General features: G+C 69.6%; 24 protein-coding genes. 8 read left to right on the top strand and 16 right to left on the bottom strand.

All coding sequences use genetic code 11. From position 1 onward, the window contains the following. Positions 1–211: 211 nt before the first annotated feature. The 4 genes from OG866_RS26835 to OG866_RS26820 all read right to left on the bottom strand — a co-directional run bounded on the left by OG866_RS26835 (position 212) and on the right by OG866_RS26820 (position 4,985). The gene (locus OG866_RS26835) at positions 212–2,590 is read right to left on the bottom strand and encodes a HelD family protein (protein WP_329338496.1); all 2,379 of its coding nucleotides are present in this window, start codon (positions 2,588–2,590) and stop codon (positions 212–214) included. An 83-nt stretch (positions 2,591–2,673) separates the two neighbouring features. After that, positions 2,674–3,501: an anti-sigma factor family protein gene (locus OG866_RS26830; RefSeq protein WP_329338494.1), complete on the bottom strand. Its 828-nt coding sequence runs from the start codon at positions 3,499–3,501 to the stop codon at positions 2,674–2,676. Then, entirely contained in the window at positions 3,501–4,022 is a 522-nt protein-coding gene (locus OG866_RS26825; protein ID WP_010039908.1) for a sigma-70 family RNA polymerase sigma factor, read from the bottom strand. Before OG866_RS26825 ends, OG866_RS26830 begins: the two co-directional genes overlap by 1 nt. A gap of 381 nt (positions 4,023–4,403) precedes the next feature. After that, positions 4,404–4,985, bottom strand: a complete 582-nt coding sequence (locus OG866_RS26820; RefSeq protein ID WP_329338492.1) for a CGNR zinc finger domain-containing protein — start codon at positions 4,983–4,985, stop codon at positions 4,404–4,406. 193 nt (positions 4,986–5,178) lie between these two features. Between OG866_RS26820 and OG866_RS26815 the strand changes: the two genes are divergently transcribed. After that, a complete protein-coding gene (locus tag OG866_RS26815; protein ID WP_329338491.1) occupies positions 5,179–5,703 on the top strand; it encodes an anthrone oxygenase family protein in 525 nt (174 codons plus the stop codon). On the opposite strand, the gene OG866_RS26810 is transcribed toward OG866_RS26815, so the two are convergent. From OG866_RS26810 to OG866_RS26800, 3 genes are all read right to left on the bottom strand, one after another. Continuing rightward, the gene (locus tag OG866_RS26810; RefSeq protein ID WP_329338490.1) at positions 5,652–6,806 is read right to left on the bottom strand and encodes a uroporphyrinogen-III synthase; all 1,155 of its coding nucleotides are present in this window, start codon (positions 6,804–6,806) and stop codon (positions 5,652–5,654) included. The genes OG866_RS26815 and OG866_RS26810 overlap by 52 nt on opposite strands. Positions 6,807–6,928: 122 nt before the next feature. Continuing rightward, positions 6,929–8,311: a nitrate/nitrite transporter gene (locus tag OG866_RS26805; protein ID WP_329338489.1), complete on the bottom strand. Its 1,383-nt coding sequence runs from the start codon at positions 8,309–8,311 to the stop codon at positions 6,929–6,931. Between the two features lie 215 nt (positions 8,312–8,526). Then, on the bottom strand, positions 8,527–9,477 hold the full coding sequence (locus tag OG866_RS26800) for a hypothetical protein (RefSeq protein ID WP_329338488.1): 951 nt from the start codon (positions 9,475–9,477) through the stop codon (positions 8,527–8,529). A gap of 187 nt (positions 9,478–9,664) precedes the next feature. On the opposite strand from OG866_RS26800, the gene OG866_RS26795 reads away from it, so the two are divergent. Both OG866_RS26795 and OG866_RS26790 read left to right on the top strand, forming a co-directional pair. Next, positions 9,665–10,327, top strand: coding sequence for a hypothetical protein (locus tag OG866_RS26795; protein WP_329338487.1), 663 nt, complete (start codon positions 9,665–9,667; stop codon positions 10,325–10,327). Between the two features lie 73 nt (positions 10,328–10,400). After that, on the top strand, positions 10,401–10,928 hold the full coding sequence (locus tag OG866_RS26790; protein WP_329338485.1) for a hypothetical protein: 528 nt from the start codon (positions 10,401–10,403) through the stop codon (positions 10,926–10,928). Here the strand turns inward: OG866_RS26790 and OG866_RS26785 are convergent. The 5 genes from OG866_RS26785 to OG866_RS26765 form a co-directional block, all read right to left on the bottom strand. Continuing rightward, positions 10,911–11,495 carry a hypothetical protein gene (locus tag OG866_RS26785; RefSeq protein WP_329338484.1) on the bottom strand — a complete coding sequence of 195 codons (585 nt, stop codon included), beginning with the start codon at positions 11,493–11,495 and terminating at the stop codon, positions 10,911–10,913. The two genes, OG866_RS26790 and OG866_RS26785, sit on opposite strands and share 18 nt — an antisense overlap. Further along, entirely contained in the window at positions 11,492–12,883 is a 1,392-nt protein-coding gene (locus OG866_RS26780) for a hypothetical protein (RefSeq protein ID WP_329338483.1), read from the bottom strand. The genes OG866_RS26785 and OG866_RS26780 overlap by 4 nt, the downstream gene beginning before the upstream one ends. A 19-nt stretch (positions 12,884–12,902) precedes the next feature. Further along, positions 12,903–13,205, bottom strand: coding sequence for a hypothetical protein (locus OG866_RS26775; RefSeq protein WP_059192120.1), 303 nt, complete (start codon positions 13,203–13,205; stop codon positions 12,903–12,905). Continuing rightward, entirely contained in the window at positions 13,190–13,828 is a 639-nt protein-coding gene (locus OG866_RS26770; RefSeq protein WP_329338480.1) for a hypothetical protein, read from the bottom strand. Before OG866_RS26770 ends, OG866_RS26775 begins: the two co-directional genes overlap by 16 nt. Before the next feature lie 258 nt (positions 13,829–14,086). After that, the gene (locus tag OG866_RS26765; RefSeq protein ID WP_329338479.1) at positions 14,087–14,269 is read right to left on the bottom strand and encodes a hypothetical protein; all 183 of its coding nucleotides are present in this window, start codon (positions 14,267–14,269) and stop codon (positions 14,087–14,089) included. Between the two features lie 88 nt (positions 14,270–14,357). Between OG866_RS26765 and OG866_RS26760 the strand changes: the two genes are divergently transcribed. The 5 genes from OG866_RS26760 (at position 14,358) to OG866_RS26740 (ending at position 19,524) form a co-directional block, all read left to right on the top strand. Next, on the top strand, positions 14,358–16,754 hold the full coding sequence (locus tag OG866_RS26760; protein WP_329338477.1) for a proprotein convertase P-domain-containing protein: 2,397 nt from the start codon (positions 14,358–14,360) through the stop codon (positions 16,752–16,754). Between the two features lie 133 nt (positions 16,755–16,887). Beyond that, positions 16,888–17,502 carry a hypothetical protein gene (locus OG866_RS26755; RefSeq protein WP_329338475.1) on the top strand — a complete coding sequence of 205 codons (615 nt, stop codon included), beginning with the start codon at positions 16,888–16,890 and terminating at the stop codon, positions 17,500–17,502. Further along, positions 17,502–17,735 carry a helix-turn-helix domain-containing protein gene (locus OG866_RS26750; protein ID WP_059192123.1) on the top strand — a complete coding sequence of 78 codons (234 nt, stop codon included), beginning with the start codon at positions 17,502–17,504 and terminating at the stop codon, positions 17,733–17,735. Before OG866_RS26755 ends, OG866_RS26750 begins: the two co-directional genes overlap by 1 nt. A gap of 351 nt (positions 17,736–18,086) precedes the next feature. Then, positions 18,087–18,851: a hypothetical protein gene (locus tag OG866_RS26745; protein ID WP_329338474.1), complete on the top strand. Its 765-nt coding sequence runs from the start codon at positions 18,087–18,089 to the stop codon at positions 18,849–18,851. 124 nt (positions 18,852–18,975) lie between these two features. Next, a complete protein-coding gene (locus OG866_RS26740; RefSeq protein WP_329338472.1) occupies positions 18,976–19,524 on the top strand; it encodes a GNAT family N-acetyltransferase in 549 nt (182 codons plus the stop codon). 148 nt (positions 19,525–19,672) lie between these two features. Here the strand turns inward: OG866_RS26740 and OG866_RS26735 are convergent, their stop codons facing one another. The 4 genes from OG866_RS26735 to OG866_RS26720 form a co-directional block, all read right to left on the bottom strand. Continuing rightward, on the bottom strand, positions 19,673–22,045 hold the full coding sequence (locus tag OG866_RS26735; protein WP_329338471.1) for a proprotein convertase P-domain-containing protein: 2,373 nt from the start codon (positions 22,043–22,045) through the stop codon (positions 19,673–19,675). Between the two features lie 257 nt (positions 22,046–22,302). After that, positions 22,303–23,574 (bottom strand): acyltransferase family protein, encoded by a 1,272-nt coding sequence (locus OG866_RS26730; RefSeq protein ID WP_443063569.1) that lies wholly within the window; start codon positions 23,572–23,574, stop codon positions 22,303–22,305. Then, positions 23,571–25,763 (bottom strand): bifunctional polysaccharide deacetylase/glycosyltransferase family 2 protein, encoded by a 2,193-nt coding sequence (locus tag OG866_RS26725; RefSeq protein ID WP_329338470.1) that lies wholly within the window; start codon positions 25,761–25,763, stop codon positions 23,571–23,573. Before OG866_RS26725 ends, OG866_RS26730 begins: the two co-directional genes overlap by 4 nt. Beyond that, on the bottom strand, positions 25,763–26,716 hold the full coding sequence (locus tag OG866_RS26720) for a hypothetical protein (protein WP_329338468.1): 954 nt from the start codon (positions 26,714–26,716) through the stop codon (positions 25,763–25,765). The genes OG866_RS26725 and OG866_RS26720 overlap by 1 nt, the downstream gene beginning before the upstream one ends. Between the last annotated feature and the right edge of the window lie 137 nt (positions 26,717–26,853).

Below are 26,853 nucleotides of genomic sequence, written 5' to 3'. Positions count from 1 at the left end.
ACGCTGGATTGCGAACGTTTTGTTCACAACGAAAGAGGCCCACGTCCATGGACGTGGGCCTCTCGCGAGTCAATGACACCGACCCGCCATGCTCGCCTCGCGGCAAGTGGTCCCTCTAAGGGACGAAGGTTGGGCCCGGGGGCTTGGATCGAGCCGGTGTCACACCCAGGCTAACAAACGGATCCCGTAAGGCCATTCCCATCCCGAGAGTTCAATCTCTCAGCAGATCGGGCACCCCGTTCGCGTTTGGCTGGTCCCGCTCCCCCGACACGATCGTCAGCTGCTGGGTGGCCCGGGTCAGGGCGACGTACAGCACCCGCAGGCCCGCCGGGGACTCGTCCGCGATCTCGGCCGGGGAGACGACGATGGTGGCGTCGTACTCCAGGCCCTTGGCCTCCAGGCTGCCGAGCGCCACCACCCGGTCGCCGAGTCCGGTGAGCCAGCGGGCGGCCTCCTCGCGGCGCTGCATGGCGACGACGACGCCGACCGTGCCGTCGACGAGGTCGAGGAGGCGGGCGGCCTCCGCGCGGACGGTGGCCGCGAGCGAGTCCTGCACCCCGGTGCTGTGCCTGTTGTTCGTTGTCACGAAACGGGGCTCGACGCCGGTGGAGCGGACGGCCCGCGGGGACGTGGACCCGGGCATGGCGAGGGCCAGCACCTTGGCGGCGAGGTCGGCGATCTCCGAGGGGTTGCGGTAGTTCACGGTGAGCTCGAAGCGGCGGCGGGGCCGGGTGCCGAGGGCCTCGTCGCGGGCCTCGGCCGCCTCGTCGGGGTCGGACCAGGAGGACTGGGCCGGGTCGCCGACGACCGTCCAGGTGGCGTGCCGGCCGCGGCGGCCGACCATGCGCCACTGCATCGGCGTGAGGTCCTGGGCCTCGTCGACGATGACGTGGGCGTACTCGGTGCGCTCCTGGGCGAGCCGCTCGGCGCGTTCACGCTGCGACTCCTCGCGGACCGGCATCAGCTCCTCCAGGCCGCTGAGCTGGTCGAGCGGGTCCAGCTCGCGCTTCTTCCTCGGGCGGGCCGGGGTGCCGAGGATGGCCTGGAGCTCGTCGAGCATGGCGATGTCGTGCACGGAGTGGCCGTCCCGTCTGAGGGAGCGGGCGACCCTGCGGACCTCGCCGGGGTTGAGGACGCGCCGGGCCCAGCGGCCGAGGCGGCGCTCGTCGGCCATGGCGTCCAGGACGGTCTTCGGGGTGAGCTCGGGCCACCACGCGCCCAGGAAGTCGATGAAGCTGTCCTCGGAGCTGACGTCCTCGTCGAAGGAGGAGCGCAGCTCGGCGGCGAGCTCGGGGTCGGTGTGCCGGCCGGCCGCGCCGGACCGCGCCCACAGCGCGTCGAGGAGGAGCTTGCGGGCGCGCGGGCGCAGCAGGTTCACGGGCGCGGTGCCGCCGAGGGCGTTGTGGCGGATGCGGTCCAGTTCGGCGGCCTCCAGCTCCAGGCGGCGGCCGAAGGCGACGACACGCAGGCGGGTGGGGGTGCCGGTGGGGCGGGCGGTGTCCGCGTCGTCCTCGCCGAGGGCGAGCTGACCGCCGGCCGGTCTGCTCTCCAGTGCGCCCCGTGCCGCCTTCCGCAGAACCTTGAGCATGCGGTACGAGCCCTTGGCGCGGGCGGTGGCCGGGCTGTCGTAGAGCGTGGCCTCGGCGCCGTCGACGAGGGAGCCGATGGCGCGGATGGCGACCTGGCCCTCCTCGCCCAGCGACGGGAGGACGCCCTCGGTGTAGGCGACCAGCAGGGGCGTCGGCGAGACGATCAGGATGCCGCCCGAGTAGCGGCGCCGGTCCTGGTAGAGGAGGTAGGCGGCGCGGTGCAGCGCCACGGCCGTCTTCCCGGTGCCCGGTCCGCCCTCGACGTACGTCACGGAGGCGGCGGGGGCGCGGATGACCAGGTCCTGCTCGGCCTGGATGGAGGCGACGATGTCCCGCATGGTGTGGCTGCGGGCCTGGCCGAGGGCGGCCATCAGGGCGCCGTCGCCGATGACGGGCAGCTCATGGCCGTCGAGGAAGGCCGTCAGCTCGGGGCGCATCAGGTCGTCCTCGACACCGAGGACACGGCGCCCCTTGGAGCGGATGACCCGGCGGCGCACGACCCGGCCCGGATCGACCGGGGTCGACCGGTAGAAGGGCGCCGCGGCCGGGGCCCGCCAGTCGATGACGAGCGGCGCGTAGTCGGAGTCGAGGACCCCGATACGCCCGATGTGGAGCGTCTCGGCGATATCGGCGGTGTCGTCCGCCCGTACGGCGCCTTCGGCGGGCTCAACGGCGGTGTAGGCGCCGTCGGGGCCCTTCTTGCCGTCCTTGCCGAGGAGGAGGTCGATACGGCCGAAGAGGAAGTCCTCGAACTCGTTGTTGAGGCGGTTGAGGTGGACGCCGGCCCGGAAGACCTGGGCGTCCCGCTCGGCGAGCGCGCCGGGCGTGCCGACCTGGCCGCGCTGGGCCGCGTCGTTCATGAGGAACTCCGCCTCGTGGATCTTCTCCTCAAGACGCCGGTAGACCCGGTCGAGATGGACCTGTTCGACGCTGATCTCCCGGTCACGAACGGAATCGTGATCCGGACCGACCGCGGTCTCCTGCTGTGCCTGAGCGGCCACCGGGCCCCCTTCTGACGTGCTGGGCAGCCGTCAACCTTAGGTGAAGGGGGCCGGTGGAAGCTACGCGTCGGCCGTCACACGTTCTACGCGTCGACCTCTACGAGCTTCTTGCCGTCGAAGGTCATGACCTCGAAGTGGTCGATCTGGTTCGGGTCGAAGGCCGCGCCGCCGTGGACGTAGAGGGGCTGCTTGGCCTCCTCGGTCTTGGCGTTCGGGATGCCGTAGCCCCAGTTCGGGACGGACCAGGAGGTGACCGTCTCGCGCTCGCCGTTCTTGCCGACGGCGATCAGGGAGCACTTCTCGGGGCCCGTCACGTTCTTCAGCTGAAGGACCGCGTGGGTGCCCCAGTCCTTCTTCTCCACCGCGACGGTCGCGGTGACGTCGGTGCTGGGGTCGGTCGCGGTGACCTTGTCCTTGATGACGTCGAAGGCTTCCTTGGCGGGGCTGCTGGCGGTGGTGTGCGCGGAAACGTTCCCACCCGAGTCGTCGCTCGTGGCTCCCACCGCGACCAGCGGGCCGCCGATGATCAGCGCGGCCGCGGCGGCGACCATGTAGAAACTCCGCCGGCGCTTCTGGGCGCGGCGGTCGGCGACCTCGTCGACCAGCTTGTTCACCAGCCGTGGGCTGGGCCTGGCGGACAGCGACTCGCCGATCGCGGGTGTCCCGGTCCCGGGCAGGTCCGCCAGCGCGGCCAGCATCGGTTCCATCCCGGCGAGTTCGTCGAGCTGCTGGGCGCACCATTCGCACCCGGCGAGATGCACCTCGAAAGCGGTTGCCTCGGCGTCGTCGAGGATCCCGAGGGCGTAGGCGCCGACGGTCTCGTGCTCGCTCGGCACCGGAGATCCCTGCATAGCCCCAGACATACCCGAACCACCTGTGCCGAATCCCTGGTTTCCCCCGTAAACACTCATCACGCCGTCACCCCCCGCTCCTCCAGTGCCAGCTTCATCGAACGCAGGGCGTAGAAGACCCGCGAGCGGACGGTGCCGCTGGGGATACCGAGCGTCTCGGCCGCCTCATTGACGGTACGCCCCTTGAAGTACGTCTCGACGAGCACCTCCCGGTGCGCGGGAGTCAGGTCGTCGAGCGCGTCCGACAGCGTCATCAACCACAGCGCCTTGTCGATCTCGTCCTCCGCGGGGATGACCTCCAGCGGCGACGGATCGACCTCCTGCGGCCGGGCCTGCCGGCTTCGGTGGCCGTCGATGACGATGCGCCGGGCAACCGTCACCAGCCAGGGGCGTACAGATCCGGTCGCTCGATTGAGCTGACCGGCGTTCTTCCAGGCACGGATCAGCGTCTCCTGCACAACGTCCTCGGCTCTTTGCCGGTCTCCGGCGACCAGCCTCAGCACATAGGCGAGCAGGGGTCCCGCGTGCTCTCTGTACAGAGCACGCATGAGCTCCTCATCAGGTTCCGAGGGCTGGGACATGCGATGTCGGGCCCTCGATCCACGTTCATTGGCCACGACGGAATCCTTGCGCACGCCCACCTCCGATGTCCGGGGGTTCCCCCGACCAGTCGCTCAACACCGGGTACGGACGCGGGCCGTTGTGTGTTCAAAGTGACGTGACAGTTTTCTTCCGGGTGACGTGACGAGGGGGACATGAGCGCACATTCCCACCGTGCGATCTTTACATTTCCACCACATCGGCAAGATCGGTGCGGCTGCCCGTGACGCGGCGGGAGTAAACGGCGTGTAATCGAAATCACTTCGACTCCCGTTCCACAGAAGCCGCATAACGGACCCTCAGGCCCGTGTCTCCGGCCCTCAGGCGCGTGTCTCGGACCCTCAAGCGCGTGTCTCGGACCCTCAGGCACGGGCGATGGCGGCGCGCCGGCGGTGCCGGGCCACTCTTTCGCGGTTCCCGCAGACCTCACTGGAGCACCAACGCCTCCTGCGTCCCCGTGAGGTGTCGAGGTAGACGATCGGGCAGTTGTCGCCGGCGCACTGCCGCAGACCCGCCCGCGCGAGCGGATCGGTGAGCAGTTCGACGGCGTCCCGGGCGATCGCGCCGAGCAGGGCGGCCAGTTCGGGCGGACCGGTCAATTGCCGTACGAGCGTGCCGTCTTCGGCCGGTACGGCACGGGGGGCCGGGGGCGCGACGCGGGCGAGTTCGTTGACGCGGGCGAGCGCGATGTCCACACCGGTGGACCCCGTGCGCACCAACTGTCCCAGCCGTCCCCTCAGTTCACGGAAAGCCACCAGCCAGGAGACACCGGCGTGGGTCAGCGGAGTGTCCGCCGGGACCAGCCCGGAACCGACGATCCAGGCGCACAGCACCTCGACCGAGTCGAGCCGTTCGACGGGATGGGTGGTCGCGAGGAGATCGAGACAGATCCGCCCGGCGTCGAACCGCAGCTCGTACGGGGCCGCGGCCGTATCAAGTGCCATGTGCCTGTCACCACCTATGGGGTGCCGTGAGAAAACGGTTCCCTCTCACAGTGCCTTCCCGGCCGCGCCGCCGGAAGTCCTCGTACCGGCGAGGCGTAGCTGCGAGACGTACCGGCCAGTCCTGGACGCACGCGTATGGGGCTGGGCGTCTCGGCCATGTCGGCGGTGGTCCCCGGCCCGTTGACTGGTGGGCATGACGAAGCAGAGCGGGACGACGGGCGGGGTACTGGGTGCGGCCACGGTCGCCATGGGGCTGATCGCGGGGACCTTCTATGTGTTCGCGTGCGCGGTGATGCCGGGCCTGGCCCGCAGCGACGACCGGGTCTACGTCGAGGTCATGCGGAACATCAACGACGTCATCCAGAACCCGGTGTTCATGCTGAGCTTCCTCGGGGCACTGCTGCTGACCGGGGTGGCGGCGTGGCAGGGCCGGGGACAGTCGCACCGCCGGTGGGTGTGGGCGGCCCTCGCCGCGTACACCCTCGCCTTCCTGGTGACGGTCGCCTTCAACATCCCGTTGAACAACGGTCTGGACACCGCCGCCGATCCGGCCGGCGCCCGCGAGGAGTTCGAGGACGCGTGGGTGGCCTGGAACGTCGTACGGGCCGTGCTGTCGACGGTGGCCGTGGGCTGTCTGGCGAGGGCGCTGCTGGTGCGGGGGCGGTCCTACAGGTCCGAGTACTTGGCGTCGGCGGCGGGGTCCAGGGCCAGTCGGTAACCCCGTTTCACCACCGTCTGGATCAGCTTCGGGGCGCCGAGTGAGGTGCGGAGGCGGGCCATGGCCGTCTCCACGGCGTGCTCGTCGCGGCCCGCGCCCGGCAGGGCACGGAGCAGTTCCGCTCGTGCCACCACCCACCCGGGTCGCCGGGACAGCGCGCGCAGCAGGGACATCCCGGCCGGCGGTACGGGGCGCAGGGCGCCGTCGACCAGGACCGCGTGGCCGCGGATCTCGACCCGGTGGCCCGCGATGGGCAGGGTGCGGGCCCGGGCCGGGAGTTCCTGGCACAGGAGCTGGACGAGGGGGCCGAGGCGGAAGCGCTCGGGCTGGACGGTGTCGACACCACGGGCCTGGAGCGGGAGGGCCGTGACCGGGCCCACGCAGGCCGGGAGGACGTCGTGGTTGAGGGCGGCGAGCAGCTCCGGGAGCAGGCCCCGCTCCTCGGCCCGGGTCAGCAGGGACGCGGCGGCGGGGGCGCTGGTGAAGGTGAGGGCGTCCAGGCCCCGGGAGACGGTGGCGTCCAGGAGACGGTCCACCGGCCCGATGTCCTCCGGCGGCATCCACCGGTAGACCGGCACCCCGAGCACCTCCGCTCCCGCGGCCCTGAGCGCCTCCACGAACCCGGGCAGCGGCTCACCGTGCAGTTGGATGGCGATACGGCGGCCCTCGACGCCCTCCTCCAGGAGCCGGTCGAGCACCTCCGCCATGGACTCGGACGACGGCGACCAGTCCTCGGTCAGCCCGGCGGCCCGGACCGCGCCCTTCACCTTGGGTCCGCGCGCCAGCAGCTCGATGCCGCGCAGCCGCTGGAGCAGGTCCTCGCCCAGACCCCAGCCGTCGGCGGCCTCGATCCAGCCCCGGAACCCGATCGCGGTCGTGGCGACCACGACGTCCGGTACCTCGTCGATGACCTGCTTGGTCGCCGCGAGCAGCTCGCTGTCGTCGGCGAGCTGCACGATCCGCAGGGCCGGTGCGTGCAGGACGGCGGCTCCCCGTCGCTGCAACAGTGCGCCCAGCTCGTCGGCCCGGCGTGCGGCTGTCACCCCTACGGTGAAGCCGGCCAGGGGACCGTGTTGTTCTGGTCGCTGCTCTTCGTCGTACATAAACTCTCGTCCCGCACTCGAGTCGTTTGCACCTACACCGGCTGTGATGGCACCTGCATGCCGACCGAGCCTGTCAACGGTGCGTGACAGGCTCGGTTCCGCTTCATTGCGCCGGTGTTACGTCACACCTCGGCGTAGTTGAGCTGCGGCTTCGTCTCGGCGGCTGCCGACGTCTCCGTCTTCGCGGCCGTACGGCGAAGGTATACGGCCCAGGTCACCACGAAGCAGAGGGCGTAGTAGACGAGGAAGGTGATGAAGGCGCCGGTGCCGGAGCCGTTCGACAGGAACGACTGGCGGAAGGCCAGGTTGATGCCCACACCGCCCAGCGCGCCGACCGCTCCGATGAGGCCCATGGAGGCGCCGGAGAGCCGGCGGCCGTGGGCGGCGGCCTCGTCGCCCACGAGCCCCTTGGCGAGGGCCTTGGTGTGGAAGATGCCGGGGATCATCTTGAACGTGGAGCCGTTGCCGAGCCCGCTGAGGACGAACAGCACCACGAAGGCGGTGACGAACAGCGGCAGCGACTTCTGCATGCTGGCGAAGACCAGGACGGCGGTGGCGGCGCCCATGCCGACGTAGTTGTAGAGGGTGATCTTCGCGCCGCCGTACTTGTCGGCGAGCCAGCCGCCGAGCGGGCGGATCAGCGAGCCGAGCAGCGGGCCGATGAAGGTGACGTAGGCGGCCTGTAGCGGCGTACGGCCGAACTGGACCTGGAGGACCTGGCCGAAGGCGAAGGAGAAGCCGATGAAGGAGCCGAAGGTGCCGATGTAGAGGAAGGACATGATCCAGGTGTGGCCGTCCTTCGCCGAGTCGATGGCGGCACCGGTGTCGTTCTTCACCGTCGCGAGGTTGTCCATGTAGAGCGCGGCGAGGACGGCGGCGACGAGGATCAGCGGGATGTAGATGCCGAGCAGCACACGCGGCCCGCCACTCGCCCCGATGACCGCGAGGGCGATCAGCTGGATGACCGGGACGCCGATGTTGCCGCCGCCCGCGTTGAGGCCGAGCGCCCACCCCTTCTTACGCAGGGGGAAGAAGGCGTTGATGTTGGTCATGGAGGAGGCGAAGTTGCCGCCGCCGATGCCGGCCAGCAGACCGACGAGCAGGAAGGTGTTGAAGGAGGTCCCCGGCTTCATCACGGCGAACGCCGCGATGGTGGGGACGAGCAGGAGGCTGGCGGAGACGATGGTCCAGTTCCGGCCGCCGAAGAGGGCCACGGCGAAGGTGTACGGGACGCGGACGACGGCGCCGACGAGCGTGACCATCGAGGTCAGCAGGAACTTGTCGGCCGGGGTCAGGCCGTACTCCGGGCCCATGAACAGCACCAGCACGGACCACATGGTCCAGATCGAGAACCCGATGTGCTCGGAGAGCACGGAGAAGAGGAGGTTGCGTCGGGCGACCTTCTCCCCGGTCTCGTTCCAGAAGGTCTCGTCCTCCGGATCCCACTGCTGGATCCAGCGGCCGCCCCTGCTCGGCGGTGCGGGGGCTGTACTAGGGGCTGTCATGCTGCCTCCACGGGCTCCGGGCTCAGTCGTGACGCATGGCTGCGTCGAGTGGCTGATTCCGAAGGTAGGGAGGGCGCGTTTCCTTGCTGTGGCACTGGGTGACCGGAAGGGAACTTTGCTCTCACCCGGCGCGGGGGCGGGGTGAGAGGTACTTGCGGCCGTTTGTTACGAACAGCTCCCAGTGGCGTGGGTCACCCCGGACGTCACCCCGGACGTCACCCCTGCGGCGCCTGCCAGTTGGGGTTCTGCTGGGGGTAGGGCTGCTGCGGCGGGTACGGCTGCGGGGGCTGCTGCTGCGGGTACGGCTGCTGCTGCGGGGCGTACGGGCCGGGGGCGGCCGAGGGCTGCGGGGGCTGGGGCTGGGGGTAGCCGTAGGGCTGCGGCTGCGGCTGGGCGTATCCGGGCTGGGGCGGGTACGGCTGCTGGGGCTGAGGCTGGGGGTAGGGCTGCGGGGGCTGCTGGGCGTATCCCGGCTGAGGCTGCTGGCCGTATCCCGGCTGAGGCTGGTTGCCGTATCCCGGCTGGGGCTGCTGGCCGTACGGGCCGGCGGCGAAGGGGTTCGCCTGGCCCGGCAGCTGAGCGCCCGGCGGCAGATACCGCACCCGTCCGCCCTCGTCGGTGACCGGCATGAACCCGGCCGCCTGGAGCCGGCCGGCGAACTTGACGTTGCGCTTGCCGTTGACGACGAAGGCGATGCCGAGCGCCGCCATGAGCACGACCCAGATGACGGCCGCGACGACGAAGTCGTCGGACTGGCCGCCGAAGCGGTACGCGAGGACCAGACACGCGACGCTGACACCGGCGACGGCGTAGCCCATGCGCTTCTTGGCCTGCCCGGTGAGGTCGAAGTTGATCCGGGCCTTGAGGAGTTCGAAGGCGTCCGGGATCAGGGGCGGCACGGAGACACCGTCGCTCGCGTTGGGGTACTGCGCCCAGTTCTGCGCGGCGCGGGTGCGGGCCTGCGGGCTGGGATCGGGGACGAGCAGCATGACGAGGGCGTTGTTCCGGCCGCCGCTCTGCCGGACATCGGCGTACTCGTACCCGAACTGCTGGGCGATGAAGGCGAGTCGGGCGAGCTTCTTCACCGAGGCCATGGGGCTGGTGAGCTCGACGGCCTCCCCGCTCGCCATCAACCGCAGCATCTTCTGTACTTGCCGCTTGCTCATCGTCGTCCCGCTCCCCACCGGCCCCGTCGGGCCACCCCGTTCACTTCCGCAACCGGGGCAGTCTCGCACGCCGTACGGCACGGGGAAACCGCTGTCCCCCGCGGTTTACAGGATCTTGGCGCGCCTGTCCGCACCGGTAACCTCTGGGCCATCTGTGACCTGTGGGGGGACTGTGCGAAGAAGAGCGGTGGCGGTGCTGGCATGCCTGCTGGTGACCGGGTGCACGCAGAGCGACGGCGGTGGGGACGAACGCTCCGGTCAGGAGATTCTCGACGAGGCCCACAAGACGATGAGCGGGCTGACGTCCGTGACCGTCGAGGGGACGACCACCAACCCCGAGGGCAAGGGTTTCACCGCCCGCATCACGACCGACCTCCACAACAGGTGCACCTCGAAGGTCACCTGGAGTTGGAACGACGCCGCCATCGAACAGATCCGGATCGGCGAGACGGACTACGTCCGCCCGAACCGCGCGTACATCGAGTGGTGGTCGGACAAGTCCATGGACGGGGACCAGGACCGCTGGATCAAGACCCCGGCGAGCAAGGCCGAACCGGGCGACGGCCTGGCCGACTGCCCCCGTGACTTCTCCTCCTTCGGCACGGCGAAGCGAGGCGAGCCGACCGAGATCGACGGCACCCCGGCGATCTCGGTGATCGTGACCGACAAGTCGGTGAAGACCGGGAAGTACACGTTCTACGTGGCCACGGAGGGCAAGCCGTATCTCCTGAAGGTCGTCTACAACGGCTCGGACTTCCGCACGACCACCACCTACAGCGCCTTCGACAAGCCCCTCGACGTGAAGCCGCCGGCAAAGGTGCTGGACACGGAGGCCTTGGGCCTGTCGTGAGTAGCCGGCAGTGACGGCACTCCCGTCATCGTGGCTATCCTCTAGCGGACCCCGCAGAGGAATGGGAGAGTCCATGTCCGCCGAGTCGAGGGCCGAGGGGCCGGAGGCGACGCAGCGCAGCAAGCGCTCTGTTGCCGGGAAGGTCGCCTTCGGGGTCGGGGTCGTCGTCGTGCTGGCGGCGATGGCGCTGGGCGTGTACGCGGCCGTGGCGCTGCTCGGGGACGCGGTGGACCGTGCGCCGCTGTCGGACGTGGTGCCCGAGGACGGGCGGATCGCCTTCGTCATCGGGGGGATCGCCGTCGGTGGGGTCACCGGGCTGATGGTGCCGGTGATCGTCTTCGGGATGCTCGGGGGCGGTCAGGCGCGGGTCGGTGTCGGGGCCGCTCTGCGGAAGATTCTCGCCGTGCTCGTCTTCGATGTGTATCTGCTGGTCGTCGCGCTGGTCGTGGCCCAGCTCGGGTGGGTGCTGCCGAAGCAGCTCGTCAACGTGCTCGGGGTCTTCGCCGTCGGCTTCAGCTGGATGCCGCTGGCGATGCTGCCGTGGGAGAGGCTGGGGCTCGGGGAGCTGCCGGTCGGGCGGCGCTCACGTCAGGCGGAGTGACGCCGCCAGTTCGTCGGCCATCCTGGCCAGCGCCTCGCCCAGGCCCGGGGAGCTCCACAGCAGACGGCACTCCAGTGCCGTACCGGTGAAGCGGGCGGGCAGGACGTAGTGCGCGACGCCCTCGATGATCTCGCCGGTCGAGGAGTCGGGGGCCGTGGGTTCCATACGCTGGACGCGGAGCGCCGGGCCCAGCGGGAGGTCCACCTCCTCCAGCAGTTGGGTGCCGAAGAACGGGCCCTCCGCCTGTCCCACCTCCTCGCGGAGGGTCGTCATGGTCGACACCGGCGGGACGCGCACCTCGCGGACCGTGCAGCTCGCCAGGACCGGGGTGTCCGGTGGGGCGAGGAGGGACGCGCACAGGGCGTTCTGGCGGCGGGCCGCGCCCCAGTACCAGAGGACGTCCGTGGCGAAGGCGTCGTACAGGTCCGGTCGTGAGCCCTCCGCCAGGTGCTGCTGAGCAATCTGGCGTGCCCAGGGCTCGGGGTTCTCGGTGCGCAGGTCGAGCACCAGCCAGTTGTGCGGGGCGGGAAGATCTACGCGGCACTCGCTCCACTGCACCGTGGTCACCGCCCCGCCAGTGACGCGTCCGGGCCCGTCACGTCGATCTCGTCGTCGCCGCCGAACAGGCCGATGAAGCTGTTGGTGTCGGAGCCCGCGCCGGTGCCCGTGGCGCCCAGGGCCCAGGAGTTGTAGGAGAGGGCCTGCTTGAAGGCGTCCGGGGTGCCGATGAAGTTCAGGTCGGTCGGGTCGATGTTCTTCATGCGGCCTAGCTCGTCGACCATGCCGGGGCCGACGTACATGCTGGCCAGGCCCCGCGCACCGCCCGCGTTGTAGGCGTTGCGGGCAGCGGTGAGGTTGTCGCCGACCTTGAAGAGGTCCCGCCAGTTGCCGCGGATGGTGCCGAGGTCGTCGGCGAAGGAGCGGGGCAGGCCCTTGAAGGCGGCGGCGAGGGAGACGTCGGGCAGGGCGCCCGCGCCGTTCGCCCCGGCGCGCGGGCCGACCATCGCCTCGACGAGGCGGCGGCGGGCGGCGGAGTTCATGCCGCGGTTCCAGGCGCGGACGTAGTCGTCGGCGGCCTGCCAGACGCGGCTGCGTCCGACGGTGGCGGCGAGTTTGGAGCCGGCGGAGAAGACCCGGCCGATACCGAAGGTGGCCAGGCCCAGGGCGTCCATGGCGACATCGCCCCAGGAGCCGTCGCCGTTGATGGCGAGGAGGACGTGACAGACCAGGGAGATCACCGTCATCACCAGCGCGATCGTGCCGAGCACGCCCGCGAGCGCCTGGCCGATGATCGGGATCCAGCCGACGAGCAGCGCGAGGATGCCGCAGACCGCGGCGATCGCGCCCGTGATGTCGCTGATGATCTTCAGGGCGTCGCGCAGGTCGTCCAGCCACGAGTCGTTGAGGCCGTCGCCCTCGGTGGTGTCGTGGATCTTCTTCGCGGCCTTGTCACCGGCGTCCTGGTGCCGCCGCTTGACGTCCGCGAGCTGACCGCGCAGGTCGTCCAGGCCGCCCTGGATGTCGGTGACCTTCTTGTCGAGCTTCTTCTGGTCGGCGTCCTCGGTGCCCTGGGGCGGGTTCTCGGCGCTCGACCTGGCCTTGGTCAGGTCGCCGGCCTTGGTCTCCGCGTCGCGCAGGAGCTTGTCGGCGTCCTCCTGGATGGTCTCCAGGTCGGTGTAGTACGTCTTCAGCGCGGACGCGGCGCCGGCGTAGCGGTCGTGCGCCTTGCTGACCGTCTTCGCGGTGTCGTTGGCCTTGTCGGCGAAGGCGCGTCCGGCCTCGGAGTCCCAGCTCTCCTGGTTGCCGAGGCGGCGCAGCGCGGCGGCGGTGTCGGTGATGGTCCTGGCGGTGGCCTCGAAACGGCGGGAGAGGGCCTTGAGGTCGGTGACGTCACCGGGGACCGGGTCGCCGCTCTCCCCCAGCACCTCCCAGCGGTGGTCGGCGGGGCGGGTCATTTCTTCTTCCCCTTGCCGATCACTTCTTCTTCCCCTTGCCGATGAGCGCGTTGTAGAGCGCGGTGTCGAGTTCCTTGTACGCCTTGCCGGACTCGTGGGCGACCTGGCCGAGGCCCTGGATCTCCTCGATCATCTTCTTGCGGTTGTCGTCCCAGCCGTCGGAGAAGTCCTGGAGCCGCTCGTGCAGTTGCTGGTGGCCGACCGTGCGGCGGTCGTACTGGTCCATCAGCTTGTCGAGCCCCTCGAGTTCGGTGGCCACCGTCCGCAGACCGGTGCCGGCCGTCTCCAGGTCGTCCGTGGAGACCCTCAGTCTCTCGCCCATGCCTCGCCCTCCCCCGTCCTGTTGTTCTCCCGCTGCCAGTGCAGCGTTCCGGCGATCGCGTCGAACAGCCCCACCATGGCGTCCGCGATCGGTTCCAGCGGTGTGCTGAAGGTGAGCATCAGCACCTCGTCGCGGTCCGGGACCGGTACGAAGTACTCCACGACCGTGTCCCGGAACTCCGAGCCCAGCTTCCGCGACTCCTTCGACTGCTCGCGCCGCACCAGCCGGGCCGCCCGTCCCGCCGTGGGCAGGGTCGTCAGACCGACCTCGCCGGATCCGGCCAGCGCGGCGACCGCGTCGAGGCCGTCGAACCGCTGGTGCAGATGAGAGACGAGCAGGGAGGCGGACAGCGGGACGCCGCCGACCTCCAGGAACGACAGGTACAGGACCACACCGCCCTGCTCGACGCCGGCCTCGGCGGTGCCGCGCAGCTGTTCCTCCGCCTTGCGGCGCAGGACGGGCTGGTCGTCGACGCCCGCGAACTGCCGCTTGATCAGCGCGGCGACGGACGCCTCACGGCGGTCCTGCGGCTGGAGCGGGATGCGGTACCAGTCCTCGGGCGTGATCAGCCCGAACACCGGCGCGCGTTCGCCCGCCGCGGGGATGGTCGGTTCCTGGCTCAATTTTTTCGGTCTCTCGGTGGTGGTGCGCGGCAGCGCCACGGTAGCGGGGCCCCGGGAGCGGGCACCAGAGCGAGCGGTGGGGTGCCTGGGATGTTCTGGGGCGGGCGGAAAAGTGAAGGGGGCAGCTTCCGTTTTGCGGGCGTGATCAACTTGGCTGCCTTGCCGCCCAGTTGGGGATCCCGGGTGGACGGGCGCACCTTTTGCCGGAGCAACCGTACGGAGTCATCGGCTCCGGATATTGGGGTCTTGCGGTGGTGATCACCGCCCCCTAATGTCTGCGGTGATCAAGCGGATCCGTCTTTCTCCGCCGCTGCGGTCGGCCTTGCCGCCGCTTTCCCCTACGGCCTCCCGACGGAACACGCCTAGTGCGTGACGTCCGCAGGCAGTTCTCTGTGTCTTCTCTTTCTTCTCCTTTCTTTTCTTCTTTCTCTTCTTCTTCATCCGGCTCCTTCGTGTGCTTTCCGCGCGCCGGAATTCCCTCTCTCCCACCCCCGCATGCTCAGTCATGCCCTGCTGACTCGAGAGCCCCATGAACAGACGGATCTGGGCTGCCGTCATCACGTCCGTGATGGCCGCCACCCTCAGCGCGATACCCGCCCACGCCACCGACTCCACGTCGACCACCTCGACGGCCACCACGGCCGACGAGCCGATCGACCCGCCCCTGTACGACCAGACCGCCGACGGGGACACCGTCCGCGTGAACGTCGTCACCGAGAGCCGTGCCGACCTCTCCAGCGCGGCGAGCGTCGGCGACACCCTTCAGTCCTTCGACACCCTGCCCATCGTCACCCTGCGCGTGAACAAGTCCGGGCTGGACGAACTCGCCGCCCAGGACGGCGTCGTGAGCGTCACCGAGGACGGTCTCTCCGCGCCCTCGCTGGACGAGAGCATCCCGGTCATCGGCGCCGACACCGCACACAAGGCCGGCAAGACCGGCTCGGGCAGTGACATCGCGATCATCGACACCGGTGTCGCCACCAACCACCCGTTCCTCAAGGACCGGATCGTCGCCGAGGCCTGCTTCTCGCCGATCGACGCCGCCTACGGCGCCACCAGCCTGTGCGGCAACGGCGCCGCCACCCAGGAGGGCACCGGCGCCGCCAACTCCGCGGCCGGCGCCTGTGCCACCCTCGACGGCTGCGACCACGGCACCCACGTCGCCGGCATCGCCGCAGGTGACGGCACCGGACTGACCGGCGCCCCGGCCACCGGTGTCGCGCCGGACGCCGGCATCGTCGCCATGCAGGTCTTCTCCCGGCTCGACTCCACCAAGTACTGCGGCGCCGCCAACCCGTGCATCCGCAGCTTCACCAGCGCCCAGATCGCCGCGCTGGAGAAGGTCTGGCAGCTCCAGCAGGCCGGCACCCCGATCATCGCCGCCAACCTGAGCCTGGGCTCGGCGAGTTACACCGCCGCCTGCGCCAAGGACGCCCGCGCGGCGGCCATCGACAAGCTCTACGCCGCCGGTGTCGCCACGGTCGTCGCGGCCGGCAACAACGGCAGCGCGACCGCCGTCACCGCCCCCGCCTGCGTGCCCAACGCCGTGTCCGTCGGCGCCACGACCGACGACGACGAGGTCGCCTCGTTCTCCAACCACGGCCCGCTGCTCGACGTCTTCGCCCCCGGCAACGGCATCGTCTCCTCCGTCCCCGGCGGCACCTACGACTCCATGAGCGGCACCTCCATGGCGGCCCCGCACGTCGCCGGCGCCCTCGCCGTCCTGCGGCAGGCCTACCCGACCGAGGGGCTCGCCAGCCTGGTCTCGCTGCTCGCCACCACCGGCAAGCCGATCACCGACGAGGCGGGCGTCACCGTCCCCCGGATCGACGTGGCCAAGGCGGTCGCCGCGGTCGAGCCGAAGCCCGAGGCGGACAAGAAGCCGCGCGCCTTCCAGGCCGACAACGACAAGGACATCGCCATCCCGGACGCGCCGACCGGCGGCACCGGCGCCGCGGTGACCTCGCCGATCACCGTCGCCGAATACCCGGGCAACGCGCCGAAGAACCTCAAGGCGTACGTCAACATCACCCACGCCTTCCGCGGTGATGTGAAGCTGGAGCTCGTCGCGCCGAACGGCACGACCCACCTGCTGAAGGCCGCGAGCACCTCCGACGGCGCCGACGACATCGTCGCGACGTACACCGTGGACGCCTCCGCCTCCGTCGCGAACGGCGAGTGGAAGCTGCGGATGACCGACACCGACGACGGCGACGCCGGCACGCTGACGACCTGGTCGCTGATCTTCCCGACGCCGTTCGAGAACACCACCGCCCAGACCATCCCGGACTCCGGCACCCTCGGCTCCACCATCGCCGTCTCCGGGATCGACGGCAACGCCGCCGGCCCGCTCCAGGTGTACACGAACCTCACCCACACCCGGATCGGCGACCTGAAGCTCGCCCTGACCAGCCCGGACGGTAAGTCGTACACGCTCAAGCCGTACGGCTCCGAGGCCGGTGGCACGCTCCAGACCACCTACGGCGTCGACGCCACCGACGCGGTCGCCAACGGCACCTGGACCCTGAAGGTCACCGACTCCGCCACCGGCTCCACGGGTACCCTCACCGGCTGGTCGCTCGGCTTCCCGTCGTACGAGAACCAGACCGTGAAGGCCATCCCGGACAAGAACTACACGGAGATCTGGACCAAGACCGACGGGCTGTCCGGCGTCGGCTCCGCCAAGCTCAAGGTGTACGTGGACGTCGAGCACGAGTACCTGGGCGACCTCAAGATCGACCTGATCGCCCCGGACGGCTCCCTGCACCTGCTCAAGGACAACGGCGAGGAGCCCGGCGGGACGCTCAAGAAGGTCTACACGGTCGACGCCACGGATCTGCCGGTCAACGGCTGGTGGAAGCTCCGCGTCGACGACGTGGCCACGGGTGACACCGGCACGGTCAGGAACTTCGTCGTGAGGTTCTGACCCTGAATCAGATCATCGACTCTGCGCCCCCGCACCTGTCCTGGTGCGGGGGCGCGGTCGCTTGCGCGGCTTATCGTTTCTCGATAACATCGAAACTCGATACATCGAAAAACGATAAGCGAGGCGGGGGATCATGTCCGAGGACCGGAAGATGCTGGAGCCGATGGCGACGGTGGTGTCGATAGCGCTGCGGGTGCTGTTGGCGCTGGTGACGCTGGGGGTCGTCTTCAGAACCGTCCACGGCGGCTGGGGCAGCGGCGGCGCCTGCATCACCGACGACTCGACCGGTGTCGGCATCGACGGCGACTACTTCTTCCCCGAGAAGGGGGCCCAGGCCGACGCGATCCCGCACTACTGCGCCGAGGCGGCCAGCACCTCCCTGCAGTTCCTCGACCAGCTCAGCACCCTGCCCTCGGACCTGCTGCTGATCGGCGGGCTCTTCCTGCTGCACCGGCTCCTCCAGGGCGCCGCCCGGGACGGCGTCTACACGGCACGCACCGCCACCCGGTTCCGGCTCCTCGGCTGGTGGCTGCTGGCCGGCAGTCTCGTCACGGACCTCATCGAGTCGAACGCCAAGGCCGCCGTGCTCGCGAAGCTCGCCACCAACCACGACTTCACGGCCGCCTCCTGGCTGGAGATGTGGTCCACCCCCTACCTGCTCATCCTCACCGGCCTCGGCCTCCTCACCTTCGCCCGTATCACCAGCGCCGGTGCCGCCATGCGCGCGGACCTCGAAGGGGTCGTCTGATGGCCGAGGACGAGCACGAGGGCCACGACATCGAGGTCCATCTCGACAGGCTCCTCAGCGAGCGCGGGATGACCGTCACCGAACTCGCCCACCGCGTCGGCGTCACCAACGTCAACCTGTCCGTCCTCAAGAACGGGCGCGCCAAGGCGATCCGCTTCACCACCCTCACCCGGATCTGCGAGGTCCTGGACTGCCAGCCGGGTGACCTGCTCAGCTACCGACCCAAGTCATAAGGGAGACACAGATGTTCGGCGTCATGGACACCAGCATGAAGATAGTCATCGCCGTCGTCGCGGTCACCCTCGTCACGGGCGTGATCCTGCTCGGCCGCTGGCTCACGAAGAAGTAGTCCGCGGAAAGCTCAATTGGGCCTCAAGTAAACGGCCTTGAGTTCCCCGCAAGCTCAATTGATGCTCAGGAAAGGCTATTTGAGCTTCCCCCACACCCATTCCTTACGGAAGGATCAAGGCAAGCGGGAACGCCGAAGGGGAAAGGCGCAAACGCTTGTAGGGGGGCGAATCAATCGCGCTTTCCCTACTGCTTATTTCAGTTCGTGTACTCATTCACGTACGGAGGCAGTAGATATGCGTACCACGACGACGATGAACCGGAAGCGGCTCGTGGGCATTGCCGTCGCCACGGCGGCGGCGATCACCATGGCGGCCATGCCGGGCTCCGCGTTCGCGGACGACACCACCGGCACCACCCCCGAGGCCTACGAGTCCTATCTCGTGGAGCAGGTGGAGCTCGGCGACACGGACGCCCAGGAGACCCTGGACCAGTACTCGGAGCTCTCCGACGGCGACAAGGAACAGTTCGTCGACCTGCTGAACGATCCTCAGCGCGGCCAGGAGCTGGGCGACTTCATCTCGGACGTCTCCGATGTCGAGTCCATCGACGAGGAGAACTACACCACCGAGACGAGAAAGGAAGCCGCGGACGGCGACGTCGTCCTGGAGGCCACCCTCGCCGTCGAGGAGACCGAGACGCCGCCGACCACCGACGAGGAGCTCGCCGACCCGAGCGCCCGGTACTACGACCGGAGCGCCTGGTACTCGGTCTCCGACACCATCTTCGGCGTGAAGGTGACGACCGTGAAGATCGGCGTCAACTACCGCACGACCTCGTCCCGTGTCGTGAAGGTCTACAACGGCTGGGCCTCGCACCGGAACTACGTGCCGTTCGCCGACTTCTCCAACAGCCCGGTCAAGGAGTGGATCTCCGCCGACCCGGCGAACAACGCCACCGCCGAGACCATCTGGCAGGGCAAGTGGGCCGGCTTCTCCTGGGACGCCCGTGAGCGCATCTGGGCCGACCAGAGCGGCTTCAAGGGCGGCTACCTCAAGTAAGCCTCCGTCCTCGCACCGGCAGAGCCGGTCGTATCGAGCATCTCGCTCGGTGCGGCCGGCTCTGCCGGTTTTTCGCGCGCAAAAGGGTTTGCCGCCGACCGGTCCGGCCCGATAGGAAGCCTGCATGCTTAGAGGCAGCAAGGTCGGGCTGAGGGCCCGGCACGAGGACGACGTCCCGGTTCTTCAGGCCGAGCTCTACGACGACGTGGTCAACACCTCGCGGGCCGACGGCCGGCCGTGGCGCCCGGTCCCGCCCGGCGGCTCCGCCGGGAAGTTCGTGGTGGACCCCACGGACCAGGACAACCTCCCGTTCTCCGTGGTGGACCTGGAGAGCGGTGAGCTGGTCGGCGCCGCGACGCTGTGGGGCATCGACACCCACCACCGGTGCGCACACATCGGCCTCGGCCTGCTGCCGTCCGCCCGCGGCAAGGGGTACGGCACCGACGTGGTCGCGGTGCTGTGCCACTACGGCTTCGTCGTACGGGGCCTGCACCGGCTACAGGTCGAGACGCTGCCGGACAATGTCGGGATGCTGCGGTCCGCCGAGCGCAACGGCTTCGTCCGCGAGGGCGTCCTGCGCTCCTCGGCCTGGGTGCTGGGCGAGTTCATGGACGAGGTGATCCTCGGACTGCTCGCCGAGGAGTGGAAGCAGGGCGCGGAGCAAGGCTCGTAGAACGACGGAGCGCGGCAACGCACAAAAAGGCCCGGCCGGGTGATCCCGGCCGGGCCTTTCCTTTATGCAGTTCTCGAAACGTCAGTTGCCGGACAGTCAGTTGCCGCACAGCCAGTTGCCGGAACCTCAGTCCTCAGAACCTCAGTCGTCAGAACGTCAGCGCCCAGTCGTCCAGCGTGCCCGTCCCGCCCGCCGACTTGTCGGCGACCCGGAGCTTCCAGGTGCCGTTGGCCGCGGAGGCGCTCGCGTCGACCGTGTAGACCTTGTTCAGCGTGCCGCCCGGGTCCGTGGCGTTGGTGGCCTTCACCGCGTACACCAGGCCGTTGGGAGCGACCAGGTCGATCTTGACCTCGCCGAGCCACTCGTGGGTGAGGTCCAGGGAGAGCTTCAGGGTCTTCGGCGCGTTGCCGGAGATGCCGCTCACCGTGATCGGTGCCTGGAGGGTGCCGGCGTCCGGGATGGCGTACGTGGACTGGCTCTCGATCGACGGGAAGGTCAGGGACCAGTTGTTCAGGGTGCCCGTGCCGCCGGCGGACTTGTCGGCGACGAGGAGCTTCCAGGTGCCGTTGGCCGCGGAGGCGCTCGCGTCGACGGTGTACGTCTTGCTGAGCGTGCCGCCCGGGTCGGTGCCGTTGGTGGCCTTCAGGGCGTACGTCTGGCCGCCGGGAGCCACCAGGTCGATCTTGACCTCGCCGAGCCACTCGTGGGTGAGGTTCACGGACGCCTGGAGCGCGCCGGAGGCGTTGCCGGTGACGCCGTTCACCGTGATCTCGGAGGTGAGGGTGGCCGCGTCCGGGACGGCGGCGGAGCTGGTCTTGGCGAACGGGGTCGGGAACGTCAGCGCCCAGTCGTCGATGGTGCCGGTGCCACCGGCGGACTTGTCGGCGACCTGGAGCTTCCAGGTGCCGCTCGCCGGGGAGACACTCGCGTCGACGGTGTACGTCTTGGTCAGCGTGCCGCCCGGGTCGGTGCCGTTGGTGGCCTTCAGGGCGTACGTCTGACCGTCGGGAGCGACCAGGTCGATCTTGACCTCGCCGAGCCACTCGTGGGTGACGGCGACGGAGACCTGGAGGTTCTTGGGCGCGTTGCCGGTGACGCCGGAGACGGTGATCGGGGACTGGACGGTGCCGAGGTCCGGAACGGCGTACGAGGCGTCGTTGAGGATCTTGGTGCGGCGGGTGGTGTCGGCGGGCTCGGGGGCCGGCGCGGGCGTCGCGGCGCCGACCGCCTTGCCGACGTCGATCCGGGGGACGGTCACCCCCGCCTCGTCGGTGACCGGCGTGCCGGTCGACTTCAGCAGCGCCTCCAGCTCGGCGAGGGTCTTGTCCGGGTAGGCCTGGCGCAGGACGGCGAAGGCACCGGCGACGTGCGGGGTCGCCATGGAGGTGCCGCTCTTGGAGTCGTAGCCGGCGAGGACGGAGGAGACGATGCCGTTGCCGGGGGCGAAGACGTCGAGCAGCGGTCCGTGGTTGGAGAACGAGGCGACCTCGTCGTCGTCCGTGGTGGCGCCGACGGAGACCGCGTTGGGCACACAGGCCGGGGCGGTGACCGCGGTCGCGCTGCCGTTGTTGCCGGCCGCGACGACCGTGGCGACTCCGGCGTCGTAGAGGCTGTCGATGATGGTCTTGCGGGCGTCCTTGGTGCAGGCGGCGGAGTAACTGGCCGAGCCCAGGCTCAGGTTGGCGGCGACGATGGGCGTGCCGGCCTGCTTGAGCGCGAGGACCTTCTCCAGCGCGGCGATCTGGGCGCTGGTGAAGCTGCGGATGCACGGGTTGGTGGCGCCGCAGTACTTGGTGGAGTCGAGCCGGGAGAAGACCTGGATGGCGACGATGTCGGCGCCGGGGGCGACGCCGGTCTTGGGGGCCCCGCTCAGTCCGGTGCCGTCACCGGCGGCGATGCCCGCGACATGGGTGCCGTGGTCGCACTCGTCGATGTCCGCGCAGGTGTTCGCGGAGTTGGCGGCGCCGGTGCCCTCCTGGGTGGCCGCGCCGTTGCCGCACAGGCTGGTGGCGCCGTAGTTGGGGTCGACCGGAGAGAAGCAGGCCTCGGCGGTGATCCGGCCCTTCAGGAACGGGTGGTTGGCGGCGACGCCGGTGTCCAGGATCGCGATGGCGCTGCCCTTGCCGGTCTTGCCGGCCGCGATGGCCTTGTCGCCGCCGATGACCGGCACGCTCTCGTCCAGCGAGGGCGCGACCAGCTCGTCCTCGGTGACACTGACGACGCCCGGCTGGGCGGCCAGGTCGTCCAGACCGTCCTTGTCCACCTCCAGGGTGACCACGGGCAGCGTCTGGAAGGACAGCAGCGTCTCACCGGCGCTCGCCGCGTTGGAGAGATCGCCGCGGTCCTCGGTGACGACATTGACGCGTACGGTGCCGCCGTCGGCGGTCTCGTCGTACAGCGGCGGGTCGACCGGATCGGATTCCGTCACCGTGGTCGAAATATCGGCGGCGTACGCCGGAATTACACCGAGGCTTACGGTCATCATCAAAGTGGCGACCGTCGCCCATATCTGTCTCTTCATGTCACTCTCAAAACACGCGGGCATGACAGAGCATGCGAGCCGAATAAAGAAAGGGCGAATTACCGTGCATTACCCTGGCGTTGCACCAGGACACGGTTCCGCCTTTCCCCTTCGGCGTGGCCGCGCAGGCATGATCCTTCCACGGGGTCATGGCCGCGAGCGAGAGCTAATCGGTTCTTCTGAGCATCAATTGAGGCTGATCCGCATTCTTGAGCTTCAATTGAGGATTTATTTGAGCGTCAATTGAGAGAGCGTCATCAGGCGCGGTGCGAACCGGACTTGGCGCGCGTCCGATTCCCCTGCGACCCGTCCGGCCACAGCTGCGGCTTGCGCTTGGCGGCGAGGTCCTCCGCCCAGCCGAACCAGACGATGCAGCTGCCGATGAGGATCCAGGTGAAGACGAGCACCGGCCACGGGCTCTCCAGGAGCCAGGGGAAGTGCTGCCACATCAGGTCGATGCCCCACAGCCGGTCCCAGATCGTCATCGCGACGACGATGCAGGTGTTGTGCCACAGATAGATCGTGACGGCACGGGAGTTGAGGAGCGTGATCGGCCGGTCGAAGCGCCGCAGCCGCTTGGGCCACTCGGACCAGGACGGGCTGACGTGTAGCAGGATCATGACCGTGCCGAGGGACCACAGGGCCTGGGCGAAGGGCATGCTGTCGAGGTCGTTGCCCTGGGAGAAGTCGTGCTTGGTTGCGTACCAGAGACCGAGCAGGGCGATCGCGGGCGCGACGGACGGGACGGCATAGCGGGGCAGTTTCCTGAGAATGCCCTCCTGATGGGCCATGCCGAGGATCCAGCAGGCGCCGAAGGTGCTGAAGTCGGTGAGGGCGGAGGGGATCCGCTCGCCGGGAAGCGTGATGTAGCCGAACTCGAAGGCGGCGGACAGCGCGATCGGCGCGAACACCGTGGCGACCGGCAGGGCGCGCAGCGCCTTCAGCAGGAACGGCGACAGCAGGACGTACCAGAGGTAGGCGCGGATGTACCAGAGCGGTCCGGCGAGGTCCACGGCCCAGTTGTCGGCGAGGTAGCCGTGGATGCCGGGCAGGCCCTCGGCGTACGGCGGGTCGCTCAACGGCAGGACCCAGAAGGTCAGATGGAGCCACCACCAGCCAGGGTGGCCGTCGTCCGAGGGGCCCCAGCCCTGCACGACCATGCCGGTGACACCCACGACCCCGAGCACCCACAGCGGCGGCAGCAGCCGGCGGACGCGGCTCTTGATGACCTGGGCGGCGGGGCGCTTCAGCGAGCGCGCCATGAGGTTGCCGGCGAGGGCGAACATCACGCCCATGGAGGGGAACACCAGCGGCAGCCACGCCCAGCCGGTCAGGTGGTAGAGGACCACGCGGAACAGGGCGAGGGCCCGCAGCAGGTCGAAGTAGCGGTCGCGGACAGGACCCTTGGGCTTCGTCTGCTGCTCGGGCAGGGCCACCTGCGGGGCCGGGGCGGCCGCACCCGGCGGCACGAGGGGTGCGGTCACGTTCACGACTTTCTGAGACGGAGGGGGAAAGTACGGCGTGCTCATCGGGCGGGCCTCCCGCCCACGACCTGCTGACGTCCGGCGGGCGCGGTCGGCGGGGCGGAGACGCCGCCCTTGCGGCGCAGCTTCTGCCAGCGCAGCCGGCCGCCGGTGAGCGCCGTGATCCAGGACTGGAGCAGCACGACGTACATGAGCTGGCGGTAGAGGATCTGCTGCAACGGCAGCGAGACCAGCGGGGCCAGGCGCTCCCGGTCCAGGATGAACGCGTAGGTGGCGCACACCAGTTGGATGGCGAGGACGCCGAACCAGGCGAGGATCGTCTTGTCCGTGGGCCCGAAGACCAGGCCGTAGACGAGGAACACGTCGATCAGCGGGGCCAGCAGCGGCGCGAGGACCATGAAGAGGGAGACGAGCGGCAGCCCGACGCGGCCGAAGCGACCCGAGGGACCGCGTTCCACCAGCGCCCTGCGGTGCTTCCAGATCGCCTGCATGGTGCCGTACGACCACCGGTAGCGCTGGGACCACAGCTGCTGGACGGACTCCGGGGCCTCGGTCCAGGCGCGGGCCTTCTCGGCGTAGACGACCCGCCAGCCGTCCCGGTGCATCGCCATGGTGATGTCGGTGTCCTCGGCGAGGGTGTCGTCGCTCATGCCGCCGACCCGTTCCAGGGCGGAGCGGCGGAACGCGCCGACGGCGCCGGGGATGGTCGGCATGCATTGCAGGACGTCGTACATCCGGCGGTCCAGGTTGAAGCCCATCACGTACTCGATGTGCTGCCAGGCGCCGATCAGGGTGTCCTTGTTGCCGACCTTGGCGTTGCCGGCGACCGCGCCGACGCGCGGGTCGGCGAAGGGCTGGACGAGTTCGCGGACGGTGGCCGGTTCGAAGACGGTGTCGCCGTCCATCATCACGATCAGGTCGTGACGGGCGTTCGCCAGTCCGCGGTTGAGGGCGGCGGGCTTGCCCGCGTTGAGCTGTCTGATGACGCGTACGTTGGGCAGCGCGAGCCCTTCCACGAGCCGGGCCGTCCCGTCGGAGGACCCGTCGTCGATGACGATGACCTCGATGGGGTGCTCGCTGCGCATCAGTGAACGCACGGTGTTCTCGATGCACTTGGCCTCGTTGTACGCGGGCACCAGCACCGACACCGGTTCGGTGACCGGCAGCGGGCCCCAGCGGAAGTCGGGGCGGCGGGTGCGGCGGGCGTGGAGGCCGGAGAGCAGCAGCATCAGCCCGAAGCGGGCGAAGACGAGGAAGCCGATGACGGCGAGGCCGACGACCAGAACGGCGGTGATGTGGTCGGAGGCGTCGACGAGGAAGACCCAGGCCTTGCCCTTCCACAGCTCCGGACCGGTGACCGGGGTGTGCGCGCTCGGGGCGTGCAGGGCCTCGGTGAGGTTCTGGAACTTGTAGCCCTTCTCCGCGAGTTGCGGGAGGAGCTGCTCCAGCGCCTGGACCGTCTGGTGGCGGTCGCCGCCGGAGTCGTGCATCAGGACGACTCCGCCGTGGCCGGCCTTGGGCGTGGAGTTGCGGACGATCTGGGCGACGCCCGGCTTGCGCCAGTCCTCGCTGTCGGTGTCGTTGACGATGGTGATGTAGCCGCGGCTGCCGATGTACTCGGTGACCGGCCAGGAGTTGTTGTCCATGTTCGCGGCCTTGGAGGAGTACGGCGGCCGGAACAGCGAGCTGCGGATGCCCACCGAGCCCGCGAGCGCGAGCTGGTTCTGGGAGAGCTCCCAGTCGATGCGCTTCTTCGACTGGTAGGACAGGTCGGGGTGGTTGAAGGTGTGCAGCCCGATCTCATGGCCCTCGTCGACCATGCGCCGGACGAGGTCCGGGTAGCGGGAGGCCATGGTGCCGGTGATGAAGAAGACGGCGTGCGCGTGGTTCTTCTTCAGGGTGTCGAGGACCTTCGGGGTCCAGGTGGGGTCCGGGCCGTCGTCGAAGGTGAGGACGACGCTGTCGTCCGGCACGGTCATGGTGGTGCTGCGGCCGCTGCGGGTGTCGATGACCGGGCCGCCCTTGAGAATGTCCTGCGGCACCTTGTCGTTGGCGGTGGCGGGGGCCACCCGGTAGTCGGCGAGGATCTCGCTGTGGACGTAGCCGCGCAGCATCAGCATCGCCGTCATCGCGACGAGGACGAGCAGCGGCAGCAGCAGGCGCAGGGGCAGACGGCGACGGGAGCCGCCACGGGCTCCGGTCGCGGGCCCGGGACGGCTTGAGCGGGAGGCCATCAGAGGGTGTTCTCCAGGGGTGGTGCGGTGGAGAGGCCGGACGCGGTGTTCGCGCCGTCGGCGAGGTTGTCCGTGCCGGTGCCGGCGCTGCCGCCGGCCGGGGTGTCGGACGGACCGGGCGGGGTGGTCGGCGGCGTGACCGACGGGTTGGGCGAGCTGGTGGTGGGCTCGTCGGTGGGCTTCGCCGAGACGGAGGGGTTGGTGACCGGACTGGTCGCGGTCTTGGTCGCCGTCGGTTTCGGGTCGGCGGACGCGCCCGGGGTGGTGGCCGTGGCGGAGGCACCGGGCGCGGTGGCGCTGACGCCCGGGGACGGGGTCACACCGTCGCTGAGGGTCGGCGAGGCGCCGGGTGAGACACCCGCGTCGTCGGTCGGCGCGGCCGGGTCGGCGGGCAGCGGCGTGGTCTCCACCTGCCCGGCCTCCTTGCCCTCCTGGCCCGGCACGGGCAGCCAGGGCGCGTTGGAGTTCCCGGACAGCAGGGTGCTCACGATGACGACGGCGTAGATCGCACAGGCGATCCCGACGAAGATCCCGATACGCCGGAATCTCCGGCTCCGTCTTCCCGACTCGTCGACGAACACGGGCCCGTCGGAGCCCTCACCCTCGGCACCGCCGCCGGCCTGCCCGACGAGCCGGTGATCGGCCCGCAACGCCACGGCGTCCAGCTGGACGGTCACCTCGTGCGGGTCGTGCGTGTTGCCACCGGATCCGCCGACGGCACCGCTCGGGTCCCACGGGTCACGGAAGGCGGAGCCGTTCGACGTGGTCCCGGACGGGGGATGGGGCGGGTTCTTCGGCAGTATCGCGGTCGCGTCCGCGGAGGCAGGGACCTCGGTTCCTCTCGTCTCCGGGAACGCCTGGGTGCCGTCCTTCGGGGCAGGGAAGTCCCGCGTCCCGGATGCCGCGTCGGGCCATTCCGGTTGGGCGTCTTCTCGCCATTTGTTTTCGCGCACGAAATCCCCCCACGGGACGGTTCCGGGTGCGCATACGACTCCGGGCACCCGTCGACCGAACCAGGCCCCCACCCGGTCCGAGCGCCCCCTTTATCACATGGTGCTCAGGTCAAGAATGTAGCGCACACGAGGCAGGC

The organism is Streptomyces sp. NBC_00663 (genome assembly GCF_036226885.1).
Classification (GTDB): domain Bacteria; phylum Actinomycetota; class Actinomycetes; order Streptomycetales; family Streptomycetaceae; genus Streptomyces.
The sequence above is the reverse complement of the archived record's forward strand: the minus strand, read 5'-3'. Positions and strand labels throughout refer to the sequence as shown.

Coding starts and splice junctions, on each gene's coding strand:
- OG866_RS26830 (WP_329338494.1), bottom strand. CDS start 3,501: ATGAGTGTTTACGGGGGAAACCAGGGATTCGGCACAGGTGGTTCGGGT.
- OG866_RS26815 (WP_329338491.1), top strand. CDS start 5,179: ATGACGAAGCAGAGCGGGACGACGGGCGGGGTACTGGGTGCGGCCACG.
- OG866_RS26820 (WP_329338492.1), bottom strand. CDS start 4,985: ATGGCACTTGATACGGCCGCGGCCCCGTACGAGCTGCGGTTCGACGCC.
- OG866_RS26755 (WP_329338475.1), top strand. CDS start 16,888: ATGTCCGAGGACCGGAAGATGCTGGAGCCGATGGCGACGGTGGTGTCG.
- OG866_RS26775 (WP_059192120.1), bottom strand. CDS start 13,205: ATGGGCGAGAGACTGAGGGTCTCCACGGACGACCTGGAGACGGCCGGC.
- OG866_RS26735 (WP_329338471.1), bottom strand. CDS start 22,045: ATGAAGAGACAGATATGGGCGACGGTCGCCACTTTGATGATGACCGTA.
- OG866_RS26725 (WP_329338470.1), bottom strand. CDS start 25,763: ATGGCCTCCCGCTCAAGCCGTCCCGGGCCCGCGACCGGAGCCCGTGGC.
- OG866_RS26730 (WP_443063569.1), bottom strand. CDS start 23,574: ATGAGCACGCCGTACTTTCCCCCTCCGTCTCAGAAAGTCGTGAACGTG.
- OG866_RS26765 (WP_329338479.1), bottom strand. CDS start 14,269: ATGAAGAAGAAGAGAAAGAAGAAAAGAAAGGAGAAGAAAGAGAAGACA.
- OG866_RS26790 (WP_329338485.1), top strand. CDS start 10,401: ATGTCCGCCGAGTCGAGGGCCGAGGGGCCGGAGGCGACGCAGCGCAGC.
- OG866_RS26780 (WP_329338483.1), bottom strand. CDS start 12,883: ATGACCCGCCCCGCCGACCACCGCTGGGAGGTGCTGGGGGAGAGCGGC.
- OG866_RS26750 (WP_059192123.1), top strand. CDS start 17,502: ATGGCCGAGGACGAGCACGAGGGCCACGACATCGAGGTCCATCTCGAC.
- OG866_RS26760 (WP_329338477.1), top strand. CDS start 14,358: ATGAACAGACGGATCTGGGCTGCCGTCATCACGTCCGTGATGGCCGCC.
- OG866_RS26825 (WP_010039908.1), bottom strand. CDS start 4,022: ATGTCCCAGCCCTCGGAACCTGATGAGGAGCTCATGCGTGCTCTGTAC.
- OG866_RS26800 (WP_329338488.1), bottom strand. CDS start 9,477: ATGAGCAAGCGGCAAGTACAGAAGATGCTGCGGTTGATGGCGAGCGGG.
- OG866_RS26805 (WP_329338489.1), bottom strand. CDS start 8,311: ATGACAGCCCCTAGTACAGCCCCCGCACCGCCGAGCAGGGGCGGCCGC.
- OG866_RS26745 (WP_329338474.1), top strand. CDS start 18,087: ATGCGTACCACGACGACGATGAACCGGAAGCGGCTCGTGGGCATTGCC.
- OG866_RS26810 (WP_329338490.1), bottom strand. CDS start 6,806: ATGTACGACGAAGAGCAGCGACCAGAACAACACGGTCCCCTGGCCGGC.
- OG866_RS26740 (WP_329338472.1), top strand. CDS start 18,976: ATGCTTAGAGGCAGCAAGGTCGGGCTGAGGGCCCGGCACGAGGACGAC.